Origin of the sequence: Solibacillus sp. FSL R5-0691, from assembly GCF_037974225.1 — a bacterium.
GTDB lineage: Bacteria > Bacillota > Bacilli > Bacillales_A > Planococcaceae > Solibacillus.
In genome coordinates this window covers 2,276,585-2,293,300 of record NZ_CP150231.1, presented here as the reverse complement: position 1 = coordinate 2,293,300, position 16,716 = coordinate 2,276,585, and the positions used below count along the sequence as shown (strand labels likewise).

Below are 16,716 nucleotides of genomic sequence, written 5' to 3'. Positions count from 1 at the left end.
CTGGCAGTGCCACATTTTTCTAATAAAAAGTTAATTGTCCTATTAGTAAGCGTGATTTTTCTAGTGGCATTGATTGGTTTCTCTTTACGTGATCGTCATAACGCAACATTACCCGAGAAAATTATTAAAGATACAGTTGGCTTTGCACAATCGCTTGTCGCAAAGCCGGCTAATTACATAACAGGTATTTTTAGCAATATTGATTCGCTGTTAAATACGTATGAAGAGAACCAGCGCTTAAAAATGCGTCTAGAAGACTTTGCCGTCCTAAAGGCGGAGGTAAGCACATTAAAGGCAGAAAATTCTTCATTGCGTGAACTCGCATCAATCGAGGAAAGTTTGCGTGATTTCGACCCAATTCAGGCGACGGTCATCGCGAGAAACCCTGATCAGTGGGAAGAAAAAATTATTTTAAATAAAGGGACAGCACATGGTGTTGAAAAAAACATGGCTGTTATGACTTCTCGAGGGCTAGTTGGTAAAATTGTCATCGCAACACCTTATACTTCTGAAGTGGAGTTGCTTTATACGAATAATGAAAACTATCGTGTATCAGCAGTAGTCCATGATGAAAAGAATAGGGAAATTCATGGTTTAGTAGAAGGGTATGACGTTGAGCGTAACGAATTATTATTAAAGCGTATCGATTCTAAAGTTGATCTGAAAGAAGGCGGAAAAGTCTTGTCTTCCGGACTCGGTGGAATCTTCCCGAAAGGTATCCTGATCGGTGAGATTACTGAAGTAACAACGGATGATTTCGGTTTAACGAAAATGGCCTATGTCAAACCAGCAGCAGATTTTTCAATGATCGAACATGTTATAATTGCTAAGCGCAAAACAATTTCGGTAGATGGGTCTGACGGGGGCAATACAAATGAAGATCTAGTAAATGGACCAGCCGATGAAAATGAGGGGGATAAGTAATGCTCGCTCGATTTTTAATTGGCTTCGTTGCTGTCTTGCTGTTTTTGCTGGAATCTGAATTCGCCGTCTTCTCTCCATTGCAGTTCGGCGAAGGAATCTATTATTTGATTCCGCGTTTTTTAATTTTATATTTAATTTTTCTATCCATTTATTACAGCCGAAAAAAAGCGATGATTTATGGTCTTATTTTTGGACTTTGTTTTGATGTGTTTTATATTAATATTATTGGTCTATATACAGTTTTATATCCCGCGATCTGCTATATTGCGGCATGGTGTGTAAAACGTGTTCATCCACATTTAGTATTTTCTACGATTTTGGCAATATTGCTAATGATTGTTTTCGAATTTGTTGTATATGAATTTTTCTATATGCTTCAATTTACAACGATGGCGCTTCAGCCGTTTCTAGTAAATCGATTAGTTCCGACAACAATTGGTAATCTATTATTTTTGATAATGCTTGCATGGGCGTTTAAATATTGTCTTAGCGCTCGTGTATTTCAACGGGCACAATAGCATTTTAAAAAAACGAAAAGAAACAAAACGGACCGATAATCCGTTTGTTTTCTTTTCGTTATTATGTAGCGCGAGGTGACTTGAAAAAGCTATGAAAAAACAACTTATCCATATTAAAGGAACAAAAGATGGGTTAGTACTACGTTTGGATGACCAATGTTCTTTTGCTGAGTTGGTAGAAGAACTTGGAAAAAAAGTTACAGACGGCCATCTTGATGGTAAAATAGATGTACAACTGCACTTAGGAAAACGTTACTGTACACAAGAGCAAAAAGACCAGCTCACTGAAATTGTGGAAGGACAGCAAAAACTATGTGTAAAAAAGATCCAAAGTGATGTCATTACATTGGAAGAAAGCCATAAACTCCTAGAGACAAGTCGCTTAGAAACATTTGTAGGCATAGTGCGTTCCGGACAAACAATTCGTGTAACGGGTGATATACTTGTGTTAGGAGATGTGAATCCTAACGGACGTATTGAGGCAGGGGGTAATGTACATATTGCGGGTAAGTTAAAGGGCATTGTGCATGCAGGAATGGGTGGCAATGAACAAGCAATTGTATCCGCGTCACATTTTGAACCGACACATATATTAATTGGGAATTATGTGGAAGTAATGACGAACGAGTCGCAATATATATTAGACAATACCGATCAAATTTTTGCCTATCTTGGAGAAAACAATGTAATAGCATATGACAGAATCCAGGAAATAAGAAATGTACGACCGAATTTATCAACATTCAAAGGAGGAAGCTAAATGAGTGATGAAGAATTATTATTCTCTAAGAATATTGATGATACTGGAGCTCAAAAAGCTACCTTATATAAGGAAGGGGCCGCTAATGTGGGAGAAGCAATCGTTATAACTTCAGGAAAAGGTGGAGTAGGGAAAACTACTACGACTGCAAACCTAGGAACGGCATTGGCACTTCAAGGTAAGAAAGTTTGTCTAGTCGATACGGATATCGGACTGCGTAATTTAGACGTTATATTAGGCTTGGAAAATCGGATCATTTATGATTTAGTGGACGTAATTGAAGGGCGTTGTAAAATGCATCAGGCATTAGTAAAAGACAAGCGTGTAGATGAACGTCTATACTTGATGCCTGCTGCCCAAAATACAGACAAAAACGCCATCAACCCTGAACAGATGAAAGCTTTGATTGATGAGTTGAAGCGTGAGTTTGACTATATTTTAATTGATTGTCCTGCTGGTATTGAGCAAGGCTACCGCAATGCGGTTGCTGGTGCGGATCGTGCCATCGTTGTGACGACACCTGAAATTTCTGCAGTAAGAGATGCGGATCGAATTATCGGATTGCTTGAGCAGGAGCCGATTGAACCGCCAAAGCTTATTATTAACCGAATCCGTAAAAGTTTGATGAACACCGGAGATGCAATGGATATTACAGAAGTAACGACTCATTTATCGATTGATTTATTGGGAATCATCGTCGATAGTGAAGATGTTATCAGTTCATCCAACAAAGGTGAACCAATTGTCATGAATCCGAACAACAAAGCATCATTGGGATACCGTAATATCGCACGCCGTATATTAGGGGATTCTGTGCCGCTAATGTCCTTGGAAGATGATCAGCCAAAAGGCGTTTTCGCGAAACTGAAAGCATTATTTAAATAAGAAGTCAGCTGTATGGGATAGATTCAATTATTCTTTACAGCTTTTTTTCTGTTAAGGAAATTAAAGAGTTTTGGCATTGTGGATCACTTTGAAACAGGGTTACTTCCCGTCTAGGCTAAAGCGCCAGCTCCTCGGTCATTTCGGTCCCTCATGCAAAAGTGGTGAAGCGTTTACTTTTGCGTCGGGCCCTCCAAGTCTTGCGGCTCACACGATGTGAGTCATTGGGGGCATGCCACATGGATGTGGCGTTTTGCCCACTCGGAGCTGAAAGGGCTTTAGCGCTTTTGTTTCTATGTACAGGCTTTCTTGAATTGTATTGTCATTCCTGACATATAATAGTGCAAAAAGATTGGATGGTGAGCTTGAAAAAATGGCAGTGGCTCATCGCGAGTATTGTCTTTGTTGTTATTTATAGCTGTAATTATTATGGGGATCTCGCTACAAAACGTGTCATCCATTCCATTGTCTACAGTTCGGATGATTTAGTCATGATGCGAAAAGCGGTTGTGAATATGTTATCTAAAGAAGACCAGCAGCTCCCTGTTAGTGCAGATGTATCGATTAATCAGTTACAGCTTTTTGAGACGATTGATCGTTTTAATGACGGATATTTACTCGTGTATGATGAACCGTTTGTATTAAATGCATTGTATGATGGGATGATTGTATTTACGGGCCATACAAAGTATAACGGGAAAACGGTCTCGGTTGTTTATGATACAGGCGATACGGTTACATTCGGATTTGTGGACGACTTCTATGTATTACCGTACACGACCGTAACAAAAGGAACGATAGTCGCAACGAAAAAAAGCGGGGAACTCTACATTCAGATCGAACGTGACGGGCAAGTGTTGAATATGGAAGAAACGATTCGCTGGCTAAAGGAACAGCCGATTTAGATGAAAGTTACGATTCATCCATTGTTTTTGTTACTGCTCTTATCAATTGTTTTATATGGAGATATCGCTTTATACAGCGTTATTATTGTTTCGCTTTTATTTCATGAGTTAGGTCATTTTATTGCTGCAAAACTCGTCGGAGCGAAAATAACGCAATGTAAAATTGTTCCGTACGGCGGGGAAATGACGATTAAGGATGAACTGCAGTTATCCTATAATCAGCTGATCATCATTGCTATTGGAGGACCTGTTGCAACATGTCTCGGAATCTTCATCAGTTTATTTCTGCCTGATATGCTGAGTGCTAAATTAATAGAAGTGCAGCTCTTTATTCTTGCTATTAATCTTGTTCCGATTTGGCCACTCGATGGTGGGAGAATAATATGTTACAGCATTTTGAAACGGCAGCCGTTTTCTAAAATTTTCGAATTTTATTTAACGGCTTCTTTTTATTTACTTACGGGAACAATTATCGTACTATTATATTTATTGCCGCAATCATTATCTTTAGTAATTATTAGCCTCTTTTTATGGAGCAAAGTTATTGGAGATTGGAAATATCGGAAATACCGCGCTGCTTTTGAGAAAATAGTAATGAAGCGGTTGACTTGATAATTTCGATGTGGTAGTATTTTAATGTTATTGTTTGTAGCACCCGTGCTACTGCAACCGCGCTGAACAGGTTTAAGTACCTTTATAGGTCACCTGCAATTCCGGGCGAGTCTGAGTCTAAGAGGAGGTGCATTTTAATGTACGCAATTATCGAAACTGGTGGAAAACAAATCAAAGTTGAAGCAGGTCAAGAAATCTATGTTGAAAAACTAGGTGTGGCTGCTGACGAAATCGTAACTTTTGACAAAGTTTTATTCGTAGGTGGAGAAACAGTTAAAGTTGGAGCTCCAACTGTTGCTGGCGCTACTGTAACAGCGAAAGTTGTTAAAGAAGGTAAGCAAAAGAAAATTACTGTTTTCAAACTTAAAGCGAAAAAGAACTACCGTCGTAAGCAAGGTCACCGTCAACCATACACTAAATTAGTAGTTGAAGCAATCAACGCTTAATAAGTAGGTGATGGACATGATTACAGTAACTATTTATAGTGATGATAATCGTAAATCGTATGGATTTGAAATTTCAGGACATGCTTTATCGGATGTCTATGGTCGAGATTTAGTTTGTGCAGGTGCTTCTGCTGTTGCCTTCGGTGCAGTAAACGCAATCCCGCAAATTACAGGAGTTACTCCTGAAATCGAACAAGGTGCTGAAGGCGGTTACTTAAAAGTGACTATTCCGCAAGCTGAACTGAATGATGAAACAGACGCTAAATTACAAGTTATTCTGAACACAATGGTGACACAGTTCTATACAATGACTGCAAGCTATTCAGAATATATCGAATTGAAATATAAAATGATCTAGGAGGTGGAACAGAATGTTATTATTAACTTTAGATCTTCAATTCTTCGCATCTAAAAAAGGTGTAGGTTCTACTAAAAACGGACGTGACTCTGAGTCTAAACGCCTTGGTGCTAAACGCGCTGATGGTCAATTCGTTACTGGTGGTTCAATTCTTTACCGTCAACGCGGTACAAAAATTTACCCAGGTACAAACGTAGGCCGCGGTGGTGACGATACATTATTCGCAAAAGTTGACGGCGTTGTTAAATTTGAACGCTATGGTCGCGACAAGAAAAAAGTATCTGTATACCCTACAGCTCAAGAAGCATAATTCTTGCAATGAAAGGACTGCATTTATTGCAGTCCTTTTTTTAAGTTTTTGCACAAATTATTGATGATTAACGATGCCTTCAAGTAATGCAAATGGATGATTGAACTTTTCTTAAGTATTGAATATGTCATGAGTATGGAGTATGGAAGGAAAACTAATAAAAAACTTGTTATACTAATAATACTGTAATACGGAGTGTGTGAAATGACCGTTTCGAAATTAACTGTAAGTGAAGCATTGCGCTTTGCAAATCACGATTATTTGAATCAGCTTCATTTAATCCAGATGAACCTGGATTTAGGACGAGTGGATGAAGCGAAAAAGGTGATTTTTGACCAGTCTGAACATTGTAAAATGCTTTCGAACATCAATCGTCTCCATATAAAGGAAACAGTCGAATGGCTTCAGACCCTTTGCTGGCGTTATCCGGCTTTACAACTAAGCATGACGAGTGATGTAAATGCACCAATACAAAGCAAGTACGATGAAGCGATTGTTCAATACTTGGAAAACACAATTATTCATGTTTACGACAAGCTTGATCCATATGAAGAGCATCAATTACTGTTAAACATCGAAACATATGAAGATAAATGGAATATTTCATTTCATTTAAAGGGAAAATGGGAACAGTCGCCATTTTCAATAGAACAGAATATTTTTAATGTGGAAACATATGAACAAACGGATACAAGTTGGAAATATGTTCTTCACATATGAGGAGTGAAAGAAATGTTTGTCGATCACGTTAAGATTTATGTTAAAGGTGGAGACGGCGGGGATGGAATGGTTGCATTCCGCCGTGAAAAGTATGTACCGAATGGTGGTCCGGCAGGTGGAGATGGAGCACGTGGCGGTAACGTAGTATTTGAAGTTGAAGAAGGTTTACGTACGTTAATGGATTTCCGTTACAAACGTCACTTCAAAGCTGAACGTGGAGAGCACGGAATGAGTAAAGGGATGCACGGTCGTCGTGCAGAAGATTTAATCGTTAAGGTGCCACCAGGGACAGTTGTAATGAATGCAGAAACAAAAACAGTCATTGCCGATTTAGTTGAACATGGCCAACAAGCGATTATTGCTAAAGCGGGCCGTGGCGGACGCGGTAACTGCCGTTTTGCAACACCTTCTAACCCTGCACCGGAATTAGCCGAAAAAGGTGAACCAGGTCAGGAACTGGAAGTAATTTTAGAATTGAAAGTATTAGCGGATGTTGGATTGGTTGGTTTCCCTTCAGTAGGTAAATCAACATTACTATCGGTAGTTTCTTCTGCAAAACCTAAAATCGGTGCTTACCACTTTACAACGATCGTACCGAACTTAGGTATGGTGGAAACAGATGATGGCCGTTCATTCGCAATGGCGGATTTACCTGGTCTAATCGAAGGCGCACACCAAGGTGTCGGATTAGGGATGCAGTTCCTGCGTCACATCGAGCGTACACGTGTCATCGTACACGTAATTGATATGTCCGGTATGGAAGGCCGCGAACCTTATGATGATTATGTAACAATCAACAATGAGCTTGAACAATATAATTTACGATTACTTGAGCGTCCTCAAATTATCGTTGCGAACAAAATGGATATGCCGAATGCGGAAGAGAACTTGGAAGAGTTTAAAAAGAAAGTAGGCGAAGATGTAAAAATCTTCCCGATTTCAGCCGTTTCCCGTCAAGGTTTAAAGCCATTGCTATTTGAAATTGCGGATCTTTTAGAAGTAACACCTGAGTTCTTATTACATGATGTACTTGAAGAAGAATCAGATGCGGTAGTAATGTACAAGCATGAAGGCCAAGGGGGCGACTTCGAAATTACACGTGATGATGATGGTGCATACGTACTTTCAGGATACACAATCGAACGCCTATTCAAAATGACGGACTTCAGCCGTGAAGACGGTATTCGACGCTTTGCTCGCCAGTTACGTGCGATGGGTGTCGATGAAGAGTTACGTAAACGCGGTGCTCAAAATGGCGATACTGTTCGTTTAATGGAATTCGAATTTGACTTTGTCGACTAATTAAGTGGGGGATGACGATGAAAAACGTAGCAAATCAGCGATATTATTTAGTGCGTGAAGATGTCCTGACAGATGCGATGCAAAAAACATTGGAAGCAAAACAATTATTGCAAAAAGGATCTGTTTCATCCATTTGGGATGCGGTAAAAGAAGTGGATTTATCTCGCAGCGCATTTTATAAATATCGTGATGCAGTTTTTCCTTTCCATTCGATTGTGCAAGAGCGTATTTTAACGGTTTTCATTCAATTGCAAGACCGAAAAGGTACACTTGCCAAATTACTCGAAACTGTATCTGATGCCCATTGCAATGTACTGACGATTCACCAGACGATCCCAATTCAAGGACGTGCCAATGTGACGCTTTCTTTAGATGTGACAAGCATGTCTTATGAGCTGGATGAACTTATTCGAAGCTTGAATCAGCTTGAATTTATCGAATCTGCTGAAGTAATCAGTTCAGGCGCATTTTAACTTACTTAAAGTGAGATGTCCTATGTAATGGCAATGGCATCAGAAAATAAATAAAATTTGCTGTCCAATAAGTTTCAGGGCATATTGGACAGCTTTCTTTTTAGGATAAATTTCCAGAAAATTTAGAACTTATAATAGAGGTGCTTTTTTATGTCAGAAAAAAATTGGGAAAAAAGAATTGCTTACCTAGGTCCGGAAGCATCATTTACATATTTAGCGACAAAAGGTCTGTTTCCGAATGATTGGCATATTCCGTACAAGTCCATTCCGGAATGTATCGAAGCTGTATCGGAGGGGAAAGTCGAGCTGGCCGTTGTACCAGTTGAAAATGCGCTGGAAGGATCTGTTCCGCTGACAGTTGACTATTTGTTCCATGAATCCGAGCTTTTTGTTACAGCCGAAGTCATGTCAAAAATCCAGCAGCATTTATTAGTTAATAAAAAATTTGCGGAAAATAGCGAGGCAATCGAAGAGATTTATTCACATCCGCATGCTTTGGCACAGTGTCATAAATATTTATATTATAATCATGGAGGAGTAAGACAAACATCGTATTCTTCAACTGCCGCCGCAGCAGAACTTGTTTCCCAAACGGAAGACCGCTGTATCGCCGCTGTTGCGAACCTTTCTGCCGCTGAGAAATATAATTTACATATACTCGAAAAAAATATTCATGATTTCCATTTTAATCATACGCGGTTCTTCGTTTTATCGAAGCAAAATATAAAGCATGGCTTAGTCCCGCTTCACGCACAGCCAAAAACGACATTTATGCTGACATTGCCGACAGATGTATCAGGGGCGCTTCATCAAGTACTTTCGGTATTTGCATGGCGTAAACTGAACTTGAGCAAGATTGAATCGCGTCCACTTAAAACCGGACTCGGGAATTATTTCTTCATAACTGATATACTAGCAGATGAAGAGGAACCGATGATGAAAGGCGCGGTGGAAGAACTGATTGCGCTCGGATGTAAGGTGAAGTCACTCGGAACCTATTATACATACGTCACACCAGAATGAGGTGAAAAGCATGAAGCGAATCTTATTATTTGATGGAGAGTGCAATTTCTGCGATGCGAGCGTCCAGTTTATTATTAAACGTGACCCGAATGCATTATTTCAGTTTGCCTCGCTACAAAGTGATGTTGGAGCAGCTTTGTTGAAAAAGTATGATGTGCCGGAAACAACGGACAGTATTGTGTTTATAGAAAATGACCGGCATTATACGGAATCGACGGCCGCACTTAAGATTACACGAAATTTATCAGGTTTTTGGAAGTTGTTTTATGTATTTATCGTTGTACCGAAGCCGGTTCGCGATCTTGTGTATCGCTGGATTGCCAAAAACCGCTACAAATGGTTCGGGAAAAAGCAGGAATGCATGTTACCGTCACCAGAACAGCGTAAACGTTTTTTATAAGATGTACAGGTGCACTTTGCTTTCATGCAGAGTGCGCTTTTTATTTGTTCGGAAGTTGTCGGGGGAGATTTTATTAGAACAATCTTGCCGGTTATTAGAACAATGGTGGCGTTTATTCGAACATGTGAAGAGGATATTAGAACTTTGGGGAAATTTGAATACGTACTCCGGATTTTTTGTCCGTATAGGGGCGAAAAAAATAGGCGTACCGTTTATATTAGAAGATTGGTGCAAGATATTAGAACATCTCATGCGGATATTTGAACATCCGGCAATGATATTAGAAAATAAGAAATTATATTAGCACATCCGGCCAGTATATTAGAAAACTGCCATTTTATTAGAAGATAAAAATTTATATTAGAAGATCTTCAAATATATTAGAATTTCCGTTATAGAAATCAAACTTTCCCATATCGGGGCTCGTCTAATTGTTGAAAGGAGGTATTCCGGTGGAAAGTTACTTAATCAATGATACCGTTAACTTATCAAATGAAGCGATTATAGATGAACTTATGCAACAGTACGGAGAAGACGTATTAAAGCTTGTCATGCAATATGTACATAACAACTCGGTTGCCGAGGATCTGACACAGGAAATTTTCGTGAAATGCTACAGGTCACTTCCAACATTTCAGTATGGCTCGTCGTTAAAAACGTGGCTTTGGCGCATTGCCATTAACCATTCGAAAGATTATCTGAAAAGCTGGTATGCCAAAAATGTCGAAGCAAAAGATGATGAAGTGTTTATGCAAGTGGAAAGCAGCCATTCCGTAGAACAGGAAGTCATCCAGCAGCAGGAAGATGCTGATTTAGTAAAGGCGGTCATGGCGCTGCCGGTCAAATACCGTGAAGTTATTTATTTATGCTATTACGAAGATCGGACGATGAAGGAAATGGCCGATGTATTGCAAATTAATGAAAACACCGTAAAAACGAGGCTTCGAAAAGGGAAGCAGCTATTAAAAAAACATCTGGAGCGTGAAGAAAATGGATGATCGTTTAAAAAATTTGAAAACAGCGATGGATCGCACTGCATTTTCCGGCACGAAATTCACAGAGCAGCACAAGCAACATGTTCAGCGTCAGTTAAACGTCGATGAGTTGAAAAAAATGATTCTATCACTTCTTTTCGAAGCGAAGTCCGGTATTGAAATTACGCAGTTACTCCATGTAAGGGGAGTACAGGATGTTGTCAACAATGAGGGCATGATCTATTCCATTCTACATGAACAGGAAAACGATGGACTTGTGCTTGCCAGTTGGGATGACGGTGTTAAGCGTTACGAGCTAACGAAGGCCGGTAAAAAACAATTACAGCAAGAAGGTCATGTGAAACTGACTTTGAAGGAACGTTTACTGGGGGTGCGCATGCATGCAGAGTGAAAGCTTCTTAAGAAAAGTCACTGCCTTTATTCGATCGAAGGAAGCTCAGGTTCATGTATATGATGAATTAAAGCAACATCTAGAACATTCGAAAAATGCATGGATGAAAAAAGGGTATACAGCGGAGGAAGCAGAGCGAAAAGCAATTGAAGAAATGGGGTCGCCTTCTGAAATCGGAAAATCGATGGATAAAATTCACCGGCCGAAAGTTGACTGGCTATTAATCGGTTTAGTGGCCATTCTTTTAGGTGCAAGTTTTATCCCGCTAGTAACATTTGACAGTACCATCTTTTTTGGAGCCGATATGACCGATCATTTTATTCGAGGTAAATGGCTGCATCTTGTATTTGCCGTAATATTGATTGCCGTCCTGATGTATACCGATTATCGGAAGATGGAACGATTCAGTCTCGCTCTATATTTTGGTGCACTTATTCTGTTAATGGTATTAAGTTATTTCCCGACAGTTAGAGTGCAGGGGCAAAGCTATTTAATGGCAGGACCGATACAGATTCAGGCTTTGACCGTTTTGCCAATGCTGTTCATTGCCTGGGCAGGTTTTTTTACGCAGGGGAAATTTAAAAGCTGGCAGTTAATCGTCTTATTTGTTTTGCCGTTATGGTTTATTTTAAGTGCGCCAAGCCTGATAGCAGCTTTCCTGTATGCTGGGGGAGTGACGGTTTTATTTTTTGTCAGTGATTATTCCGCCAAGGCAAAAATAGTAACAAGTTTAGCGGTAAGCGGGTTCATAGCGAGCAGCATGTTCCTCATTATACCCCGGTTGCATGATTACCAGCTTGTGCGGCTATACGCATATTTGGATCCGGCCAGTTATCCGACAGAGGAAGGCTATGTTTATTTGGCAGTTAAAAATGCATTAAATGAAGCAGGATGGTTTGGCGCGGAGACGATTCGTTATATTCCGGAAGGGCATACCGACTTCGCTTTAGTACTGCTTATTCAGAAATTCGGATATATTGCAGGAATTGCCGTCGTTTCGGTATTATTTGCCGTTGCCGTTCGTATACTTTGGAAAGTGAACCGATTACCCCGTTCCTATGGGAAAATGCTTGTAATTGGAGCAGTCTCTTTTTACTGCATGCAGTTTGGCTATTCTGTTGCGATGATCCTTGGCTGGCTGCCGATTATCGGATTGGCGCTTCCTTTTATCAGTTATGGTTTTACTTCTCTATTATTAAATTCGTTTGTCATCGGGATTGCACTAAGTGTATATCGCAGGAAAACATTCACCGGATATGGAGTACAACGGAATTATTCATAATGAAAAACAGCTTATTCATCGACGAGTGTCTTTTGAATAAGCTGTTTTAACTTAGTTTTCAATTAAGAAGCCGCGCTGGCGTAATTTCTCTTCGGCCAGGTTCAGGCTTTCTTCAGAAGTCGAGCTAATGACGTGCAAGTGTGTACCGTCCGTTAATGCAGATAGATACAGGGCGTTCGTTTCCTGCACACGTTTCACAAAATGCTCAACTTCCAAACGGTTCGAAACCATAATCGAAGCGGTAATTTCTCCATATACCGGATGTTCGACAATAACGCTTTCGACGGTCACGCCACAATCGACCAATATGAAAAGTTCTTCTTTAGCTTCATTTGGATTGTGCATACACACAATTTTTCGCTGAAGGCGTGTTTGCTGGACATTGTGCATATAAATATACCCTTGGCTTGTTGCTACAATCGGTTCATTTCGTGCTTTCAATAAATTCATATCATTGACGATAACTTGTCTTGAAACATTTGTATGCTTCGCCAAATCTGTACCCGTCATCGGCTGTTCAGCATTTTTTAACAATGCGAGCAGTTCCAGACGACGTTCTTCACCTAATAATTTTTTCAATATCTTCACCTCAATTAGCATACCAGTTCCTTTTTATCTTATCATATTTACCGTTTGCTAAGCGTGAACATTGTGGCAATAGCACAATTTGTGCATATGCTATTACGAGAAAAGGAGGAAAGAAGTGCGCGTTCATATTGTACAAAAGGGAGACACTTTGTGGAAAATCGCGAAGCAATACGCGGTTGGCTTTGATGAGTTAAAGCGATTAAATGCCCATTTAGCAAACCCTGACTATATTGTTCCGGGAATGGAAATCTATTTACCGGACACGACTACGAAAAAAGAAGTGCAGCAACCAGTGAAGGAACAGCCAAAGTCTGTTAAAGAGCAACCGGTACCAACACCGGCGCCAGCGCCAAAACCGGCTCCAGCCCCAGCGCCAGCGCCGAAAAAAGAGCAAGTTAAGCCGGCACCAGCACCAGCACCGGCTCCAACACCGGCTCCGATGCCAATGCCACAACCGCAAAAACCGATTTGGCAAGGGGATATTATTTATTTCCAGCAACCGCAGCCGCAGCCGATGCCAATGCCGAATTGGCAAACACATGTACATGTTCAGCCGACATTCGAAAATACGGTGACAGTACCGCAACCAATGCCGACACCACAGCAACCGGTTGCTCAACAACCTCCGCAGCAACCACAGCAACCAATTTTTATCGAGCAACCGCAATATATCCAACCAATGCCGATGCCAATGCCGCAAATGCCGGTATGTCCAACATGTCACCATATGCCGATGCCAATGCCAATGCCAATGCCTCAAATGCCTGTATGTTCAAAATGTCATCAAATGGCAATGGAATATCCAATGCATATGCAGCCAATGCCAATGCCGATGCCAATGCCGCAAATGCCGGGTTGTTCGAAATGTAATCAAATGGCAATGGAATCCCCAATGCAGATGCAACCAAATATGTATATGGAGCCAATGCCAATGTCGATGCCGATGCAAATGCAGATGCAGCCGATTTGCCACGAAGAGTCATCATTAAAGAGAGATCATTGTCAGGATAAGGATCACCTAGTACATCAGTATTATGAAGAAATTGACCACATGATGCGTCAACCAAACCCTTGTCACCCACATATGATGCCGATGCCGTATCCTGAAAATACAATGCAGCAGATGATGCCATATCCAGCAAATACGATGCCTCAAATGCAACAAATGCCACACCCGCCGAAATCATGTCAATAGTAATTAAGGAAAATTGCTGGAAGTGGGATACACATAAAGGGTCCTTTTTTATGAAGTATTATGAAAATGGTTTTGTTGCGCAGAAAGTTAAAGCGGTTCACCGAGAGCTTGAAAATATACAATTTCCATATCATATTCCACTTGTTGAAAATGAAGAGAAGCATATAATAAAGCAGTTTTGGTTTGAGGGGAAAAGTGCTGAGTATAAACGTTTTGAACATCAGCAGCTTTCCCTCCATGCTATCGAAAAACTGCATGAAACAAATGAAGTCATTCCTTGGGCGGAATTGGGCATCTTGTCCACGTATCAATTACAGGAGAAATGGACGAGGAGATTCGAGCGTTTTATCAATCATGAAAGAGAATTGAGACGTTTACTAAAAAGCAATTATGATATTTTAGTCAATCATGCTTCCTATGCCTTAGGTTTAATGGCTCAAATTACAGTGCCGAGTGAAAAGCCAACGATTTTACATGGGGATGTTGTTCATCATAATGTGATGCTACGTGGTGAAGATGTGAAACTTATCGATTTTGATTTAGCCTCTTTAGGAGAGGCGTCAGATGAAATTATTTTATGGCTTCATCGTGTATTGCCACATGTTCAATATGAAGTTCAGCCACTTGTAAATGACCATCAATATTTGCATAAAGCGCAGGAAAAGCTTCACTATCTGTTTTTCCCGAATGAAATATTAAGGGAATGTTTATACTATTTGAAACTCAGCGACCGGCAAAAGCTTTCCTGCTATCCATTTATTCAATCGATTGTATATGACTGGATGAAACATTATGATTCTTTTGCAAGACAGATTGATACATTGCAAAACTAATTGGCAGTTTATAATCGATGTGAGATGGAGAAGAATATGATAAACTATTAAAGGCTGTCTTCAAGGACGGTCTTTTCTTTTTTGATGCAACATACGTTCGGTAATTCACAGTTCTTATGCTATAATAGAGCGTGAAATGTGAGGGATAAACGATGTATGATTATTTAAAAGGACAGGTTACTAGGGTTACCCCGGAATATATTGTATTGGAGCAGCAAGGAATCGGCTGGATGCTGTATACACCAAATCCATTTGCATTCCGTACGTCTGCAAGTGAACAGCAGATCTATGTGTCATTGCAAGTACGTGAAGATGCACAAAATCTATATGGGTTTAATAGTTTGGAGCAACGTGAATTATTTAAAAAACTGATTCAAGTATCAGGCATCGGTCCAAAAGGTGCGCTTGCTATTTTAGCGAGCGGAAATCCAACTTCAGTCATCCAGGCAATTGAAATGGAAGATGAAGCATTTTTAATCCGTTTCCCGGGTGTCGGAAAGAAAACAGCACGTCAAATGATTCTCGATTTGAAGGGGAAACTGGATATGCTGCTTGATCACGTCGAGTTACCGAGCGCGGAAAATGAGCTGCCGTTGTTCGGCGTGAATCCGAATGAACATGAATTGCAGGAAGCGATGCTGGCACTTATGGCATTAGGCTATTCAGAAAAAGAATTAGATAAGATCAGACCGCAATTAAGTGAAGATGAAAAGTTAACGACAACAGACGCCTATATTAAGCAGGCATTGAAGCTGTTGTTGAAATTGAAATAAAAAGGAGTGAGAATCATGTCAGACCGTGTACTTTCTGGTGAAGCAACAGATGCCGAAGAGCAGTTTGAGCTTTCTTTAAGACCGCAACGTCTAGCGCAATACATAGGCCAGGATAAAGTGAAGGAAAACCTGAAAATCTTTATCGAGGCCGCTAAGCTACGTCAGGAAAGTCTTGACCATGTTCTCCTTTATGGACCACCAGGTTTAGGTAAGACGACGTTAGCAATCGTTATTGCCAATGAGATGGATGTAAATGTGAAAATGACGAGCGGTCCTGCAATTGAGCGGCCTGGCGATCTAGCAGCGATTTTAAGCTCCCTTGAAGCAGGGGATGTCCTTTTTATCGATGAAATTCATCGCCTGCCTAGAGCGATAGAAGAGGTGCTCTATTCGGCGATGGAAGATTACTGTCTTGATATCGTTGTCGGAAAAGGTCCTGAAGCCCGTTCGATCCGATTGGAATTGCCGCCATTTACTCTTGTCGGTGCAACAACGAGAGCTGGCGCTTTATCTGCTCCACTTCGTGACCGTTTTGGTGTATTATCCCGCCTGGAATATTATGATGAACAGTCACTCGCTGAAATTGTTATCCGGTCCGGTGAATTGTTCGGTGTTCAACTCGATAAGCATGCCGCATTTGAAATTGCACGCAGATCCCGAGGGACACCTCGTATTGCAAACCGATTGTTAAAAAGGGTCCGGGACTACGCCCAAGTACTGGCAGATGGCATTGTTTCCACAAGTCTGGCTGAACAGGCACTGGAACTGCTGCAAGTTGACCCTCGTGGACTGGATCATATCGATCATAAGCTGATGCAGTCAATGATTGAACGATTCGGCGGCGGACCTGTCGGATTGGATGCATTAGCAGCATCGATTGGAGAAGAGCGCATTACGATTGAAGATGTATATGAACCATATTTACTGCAAATCGGATTTATCCAACGAACACCACGCGGCCGAATTGCGACAAATCTATGTTACGACCATTTCGGTTACCCGCCGACACAAAATGAATAGAAGGAA

The 16,716-nt window shown here is 40.6% G+C and carries 22 protein-coding genes and 1 other annotated feature; of the genes, 21 read left to right on the top strand and 1 reads right to left on the bottom strand.

The features are described 5' to 3' along the window. Positions 1 to 6: 6 nt before the first annotated feature. From mreC to MKY51_RS11500, 17 genes are all read left to right on the top strand, one after another. On the top strand, positions 7 to 924 hold the full coding sequence (gene mreC / locus MKY51_RS11580; RefSeq protein WP_339172193.1) for a rod shape-determining protein MreC: 918 nt from the start codon (positions 7 to 9) through the stop codon (positions 922 to 924). Continuing rightward, positions 924 to 1,442, top strand: coding sequence for a rod shape-determining protein MreD (mreD, locus tag MKY51_RS11575; protein WP_339172191.1), 519 nt, complete (start codon positions 924 to 926; stop codon positions 1,440 to 1,442). The genes mreC and mreD overlap by 1 nt, the downstream gene beginning before the upstream one ends. 91 nt (positions 1,443 to 1,533) lie before the next feature. Next, complete coding sequence (locus MKY51_RS11570) at positions 1,534 to 2,202, top strand: septum site-determining protein MinC (RefSeq protein WP_339172190.1); 669 nt, start codon at positions 1,534 to 1,536, stop codon at positions 2,200 to 2,202. Positions 2,203 to 2,289: 87 nt separating this feature from the next. Beyond that, positions 2,290 to 3,087 (top strand): septum site-determining protein MinD, encoded by a 798-nt coding sequence (gene minD, locus MKY51_RS11565; RefSeq protein WP_339176622.1) that lies wholly within the window; start codon positions 2,290 to 2,292, stop codon positions 3,085 to 3,087. 362 nt (positions 3,088 to 3,449) lie between these two features. Continuing rightward, the gene (locus tag MKY51_RS11560; protein WP_339172187.1) at positions 3,450 to 3,989 is read left to right on the top strand and encodes a hypothetical protein; all 540 of its coding nucleotides are present in this window, start codon (positions 3,450 to 3,452) and stop codon (positions 3,987 to 3,989) included. Then, on the top strand, positions 3,990 to 4,601 hold the full coding sequence (locus MKY51_RS11555; RefSeq protein WP_339172186.1) for a M50 family metallopeptidase: 612 nt from the start codon (positions 3,990 to 3,992) through the stop codon (positions 4,599 to 4,601). It abuts the gene before it with no gap. A 45-nt stretch (positions 4,602 to 4,646) separates the two neighbouring features. After that, positions 4,647 to 4,724 (top strand) — a sequence feature (ribosomal protein L21 leader region). A 14-nt stretch (positions 4,725 to 4,738) separates the two neighbouring features. Then, positions 4,739 to 5,047 carry a 50S ribosomal protein L21 gene (gene rplU / locus MKY51_RS11550; RefSeq protein WP_008405205.1) on the top strand — a complete coding sequence of 103 codons (309 nt, stop codon included), beginning with the start codon at positions 4,739 to 4,741 and terminating at the stop codon, positions 5,045 to 5,047. A 16-nt stretch (positions 5,048 to 5,063) separates the two neighbouring features. Beyond that, entirely contained in the window at positions 5,064 to 5,405 is a 342-nt protein-coding gene (locus MKY51_RS11545; protein ID WP_339172183.1) for a ribosomal-processing cysteine protease Prp, read from the top strand. 13 nt (positions 5,406 to 5,418) lie between these two features. After that, the gene (rpmA, locus tag MKY51_RS11540) at positions 5,419 to 5,715 is read left to right on the top strand and encodes a 50S ribosomal protein L27 (protein ID WP_008405208.1); all 297 of its coding nucleotides are present in this window, start codon (positions 5,419 to 5,421) and stop codon (positions 5,713 to 5,715) included. A gap of 204 nt (positions 5,716 to 5,919) precedes the next feature. Further along, positions 5,920 to 6,435: a Spo0B domain-containing protein gene (locus MKY51_RS11535; RefSeq protein ID WP_339172181.1), complete on the top strand. Its 516-nt coding sequence runs from the start codon at positions 5,920 to 5,922 to the stop codon at positions 6,433 to 6,435. Positions 6,436 to 6,447: 12 nt separating this feature from the next. Next, entirely contained in the window at positions 6,448 to 7,737 is a 1,290-nt protein-coding gene (obgE, locus tag MKY51_RS11530; protein WP_339172180.1) for a GTPase ObgE, read from the top strand. 17 nt (positions 7,738 to 7,754) lie between these two features. Next, positions 7,755 to 8,210, top strand: coding sequence for an ACT domain-containing protein (locus MKY51_RS11525; RefSeq protein WP_008405215.1), 456 nt, complete (start codon positions 7,755 to 7,757; stop codon positions 8,208 to 8,210). A 150-nt stretch (positions 8,211 to 8,360) separates the two neighbouring features. Then, positions 8,361 to 9,233 (top strand): prephenate dehydratase, encoded by an 873-nt coding sequence (gene pheA, locus MKY51_RS11520; protein WP_339172177.1) that lies wholly within the window; start codon positions 8,361 to 8,363, stop codon positions 9,231 to 9,233. A 10-nt stretch (positions 9,234 to 9,243) separates the two neighbouring features. Further along, positions 9,244 to 9,633, top strand: coding sequence for a thiol-disulfide oxidoreductase DCC family protein (locus MKY51_RS11515; protein WP_339172176.1), 390 nt, complete (start codon positions 9,244 to 9,246; stop codon positions 9,631 to 9,633). 452 nt (positions 9,634 to 10,085) lie between these two features. Continuing rightward, complete coding sequence (locus MKY51_RS11510; RefSeq protein ID WP_339172174.1) at positions 10,086 to 10,631, top strand: sigma-70 family RNA polymerase sigma factor; 546 nt, start codon at positions 10,086 to 10,088, stop codon at positions 10,629 to 10,631. After that, a complete protein-coding gene (locus MKY51_RS11505; RefSeq protein WP_339172173.1) occupies positions 10,624 to 11,019 on the top strand; it encodes a helix-turn-helix transcriptional regulator in 396 nt (131 codons plus the stop codon). Before MKY51_RS11510 ends, MKY51_RS11505 begins: the two co-directional genes overlap by 8 nt. After that, positions 11,009 to 12,301 (top strand): FtsW/RodA/SpoVE family cell cycle protein, encoded by a 1,293-nt coding sequence (locus tag MKY51_RS11500; protein WP_339172172.1) that lies wholly within the window; start codon positions 11,009 to 11,011, stop codon positions 12,299 to 12,301. Before MKY51_RS11505 ends, MKY51_RS11500 begins: the two co-directional genes overlap by 11 nt. Before the next feature lie 51 nt (positions 12,302 to 12,352). Here the strand turns inward: MKY51_RS11500 and MKY51_RS11495 are convergent, their stop codons facing one another. Further along, complete coding sequence (locus MKY51_RS11495; RefSeq protein ID WP_339172170.1) at positions 12,353 to 12,901, bottom strand: transcription repressor NadR; 549 nt, start codon at positions 12,899 to 12,901, stop codon at positions 12,353 to 12,355. Positions 12,902 to 13,004: 103 nt separating this feature from the next. Here MKY51_RS11495 and MKY51_RS11490 point away from each other — a divergent pair, with 103 nt between their 5' ends. The 4 genes from MKY51_RS11490 to ruvB all read left to right on the top strand — a co-directional run bounded on the left by MKY51_RS11490 (position 13,005) and on the right by ruvB (position 16,710). After that, the gene (locus MKY51_RS11490) at positions 13,005 to 14,084 is read left to right on the top strand and encodes a LysM peptidoglycan-binding domain-containing protein (RefSeq protein WP_339172168.1); all 1,080 of its coding nucleotides are present in this window, start codon (positions 13,005 to 13,007) and stop codon (positions 14,082 to 14,084) included. A 50-nt stretch (positions 14,085 to 14,134) separates the two neighbouring features. After that, positions 14,135 to 14,917 carry a phosphotransferase gene (locus tag MKY51_RS11485; RefSeq protein WP_339172167.1) on the top strand — a complete coding sequence of 261 codons (783 nt, stop codon included), beginning with the start codon at positions 14,135 to 14,137 and terminating at the stop codon, positions 14,915 to 14,917. A 152-nt stretch (positions 14,918 to 15,069) separates the two neighbouring features. Beyond that, complete coding sequence (gene ruvA, locus MKY51_RS11480) at positions 15,070 to 15,690, top strand: Holliday junction branch migration protein RuvA (RefSeq protein ID WP_339172165.1); 621 nt, start codon at positions 15,070 to 15,072, stop codon at positions 15,688 to 15,690. A gap of 15 nt (positions 15,691 to 15,705) precedes the next feature. Next, a complete protein-coding gene (gene ruvB, locus MKY51_RS11475) occupies positions 15,706 to 16,710 on the top strand; it encodes a Holliday junction branch migration DNA helicase RuvB (RefSeq protein ID WP_339172163.1) in 1,005 nt (334 codons plus the stop codon). The last annotated feature ends 6 nt before the right edge of the window (positions 16,711 to 16,716 follow it).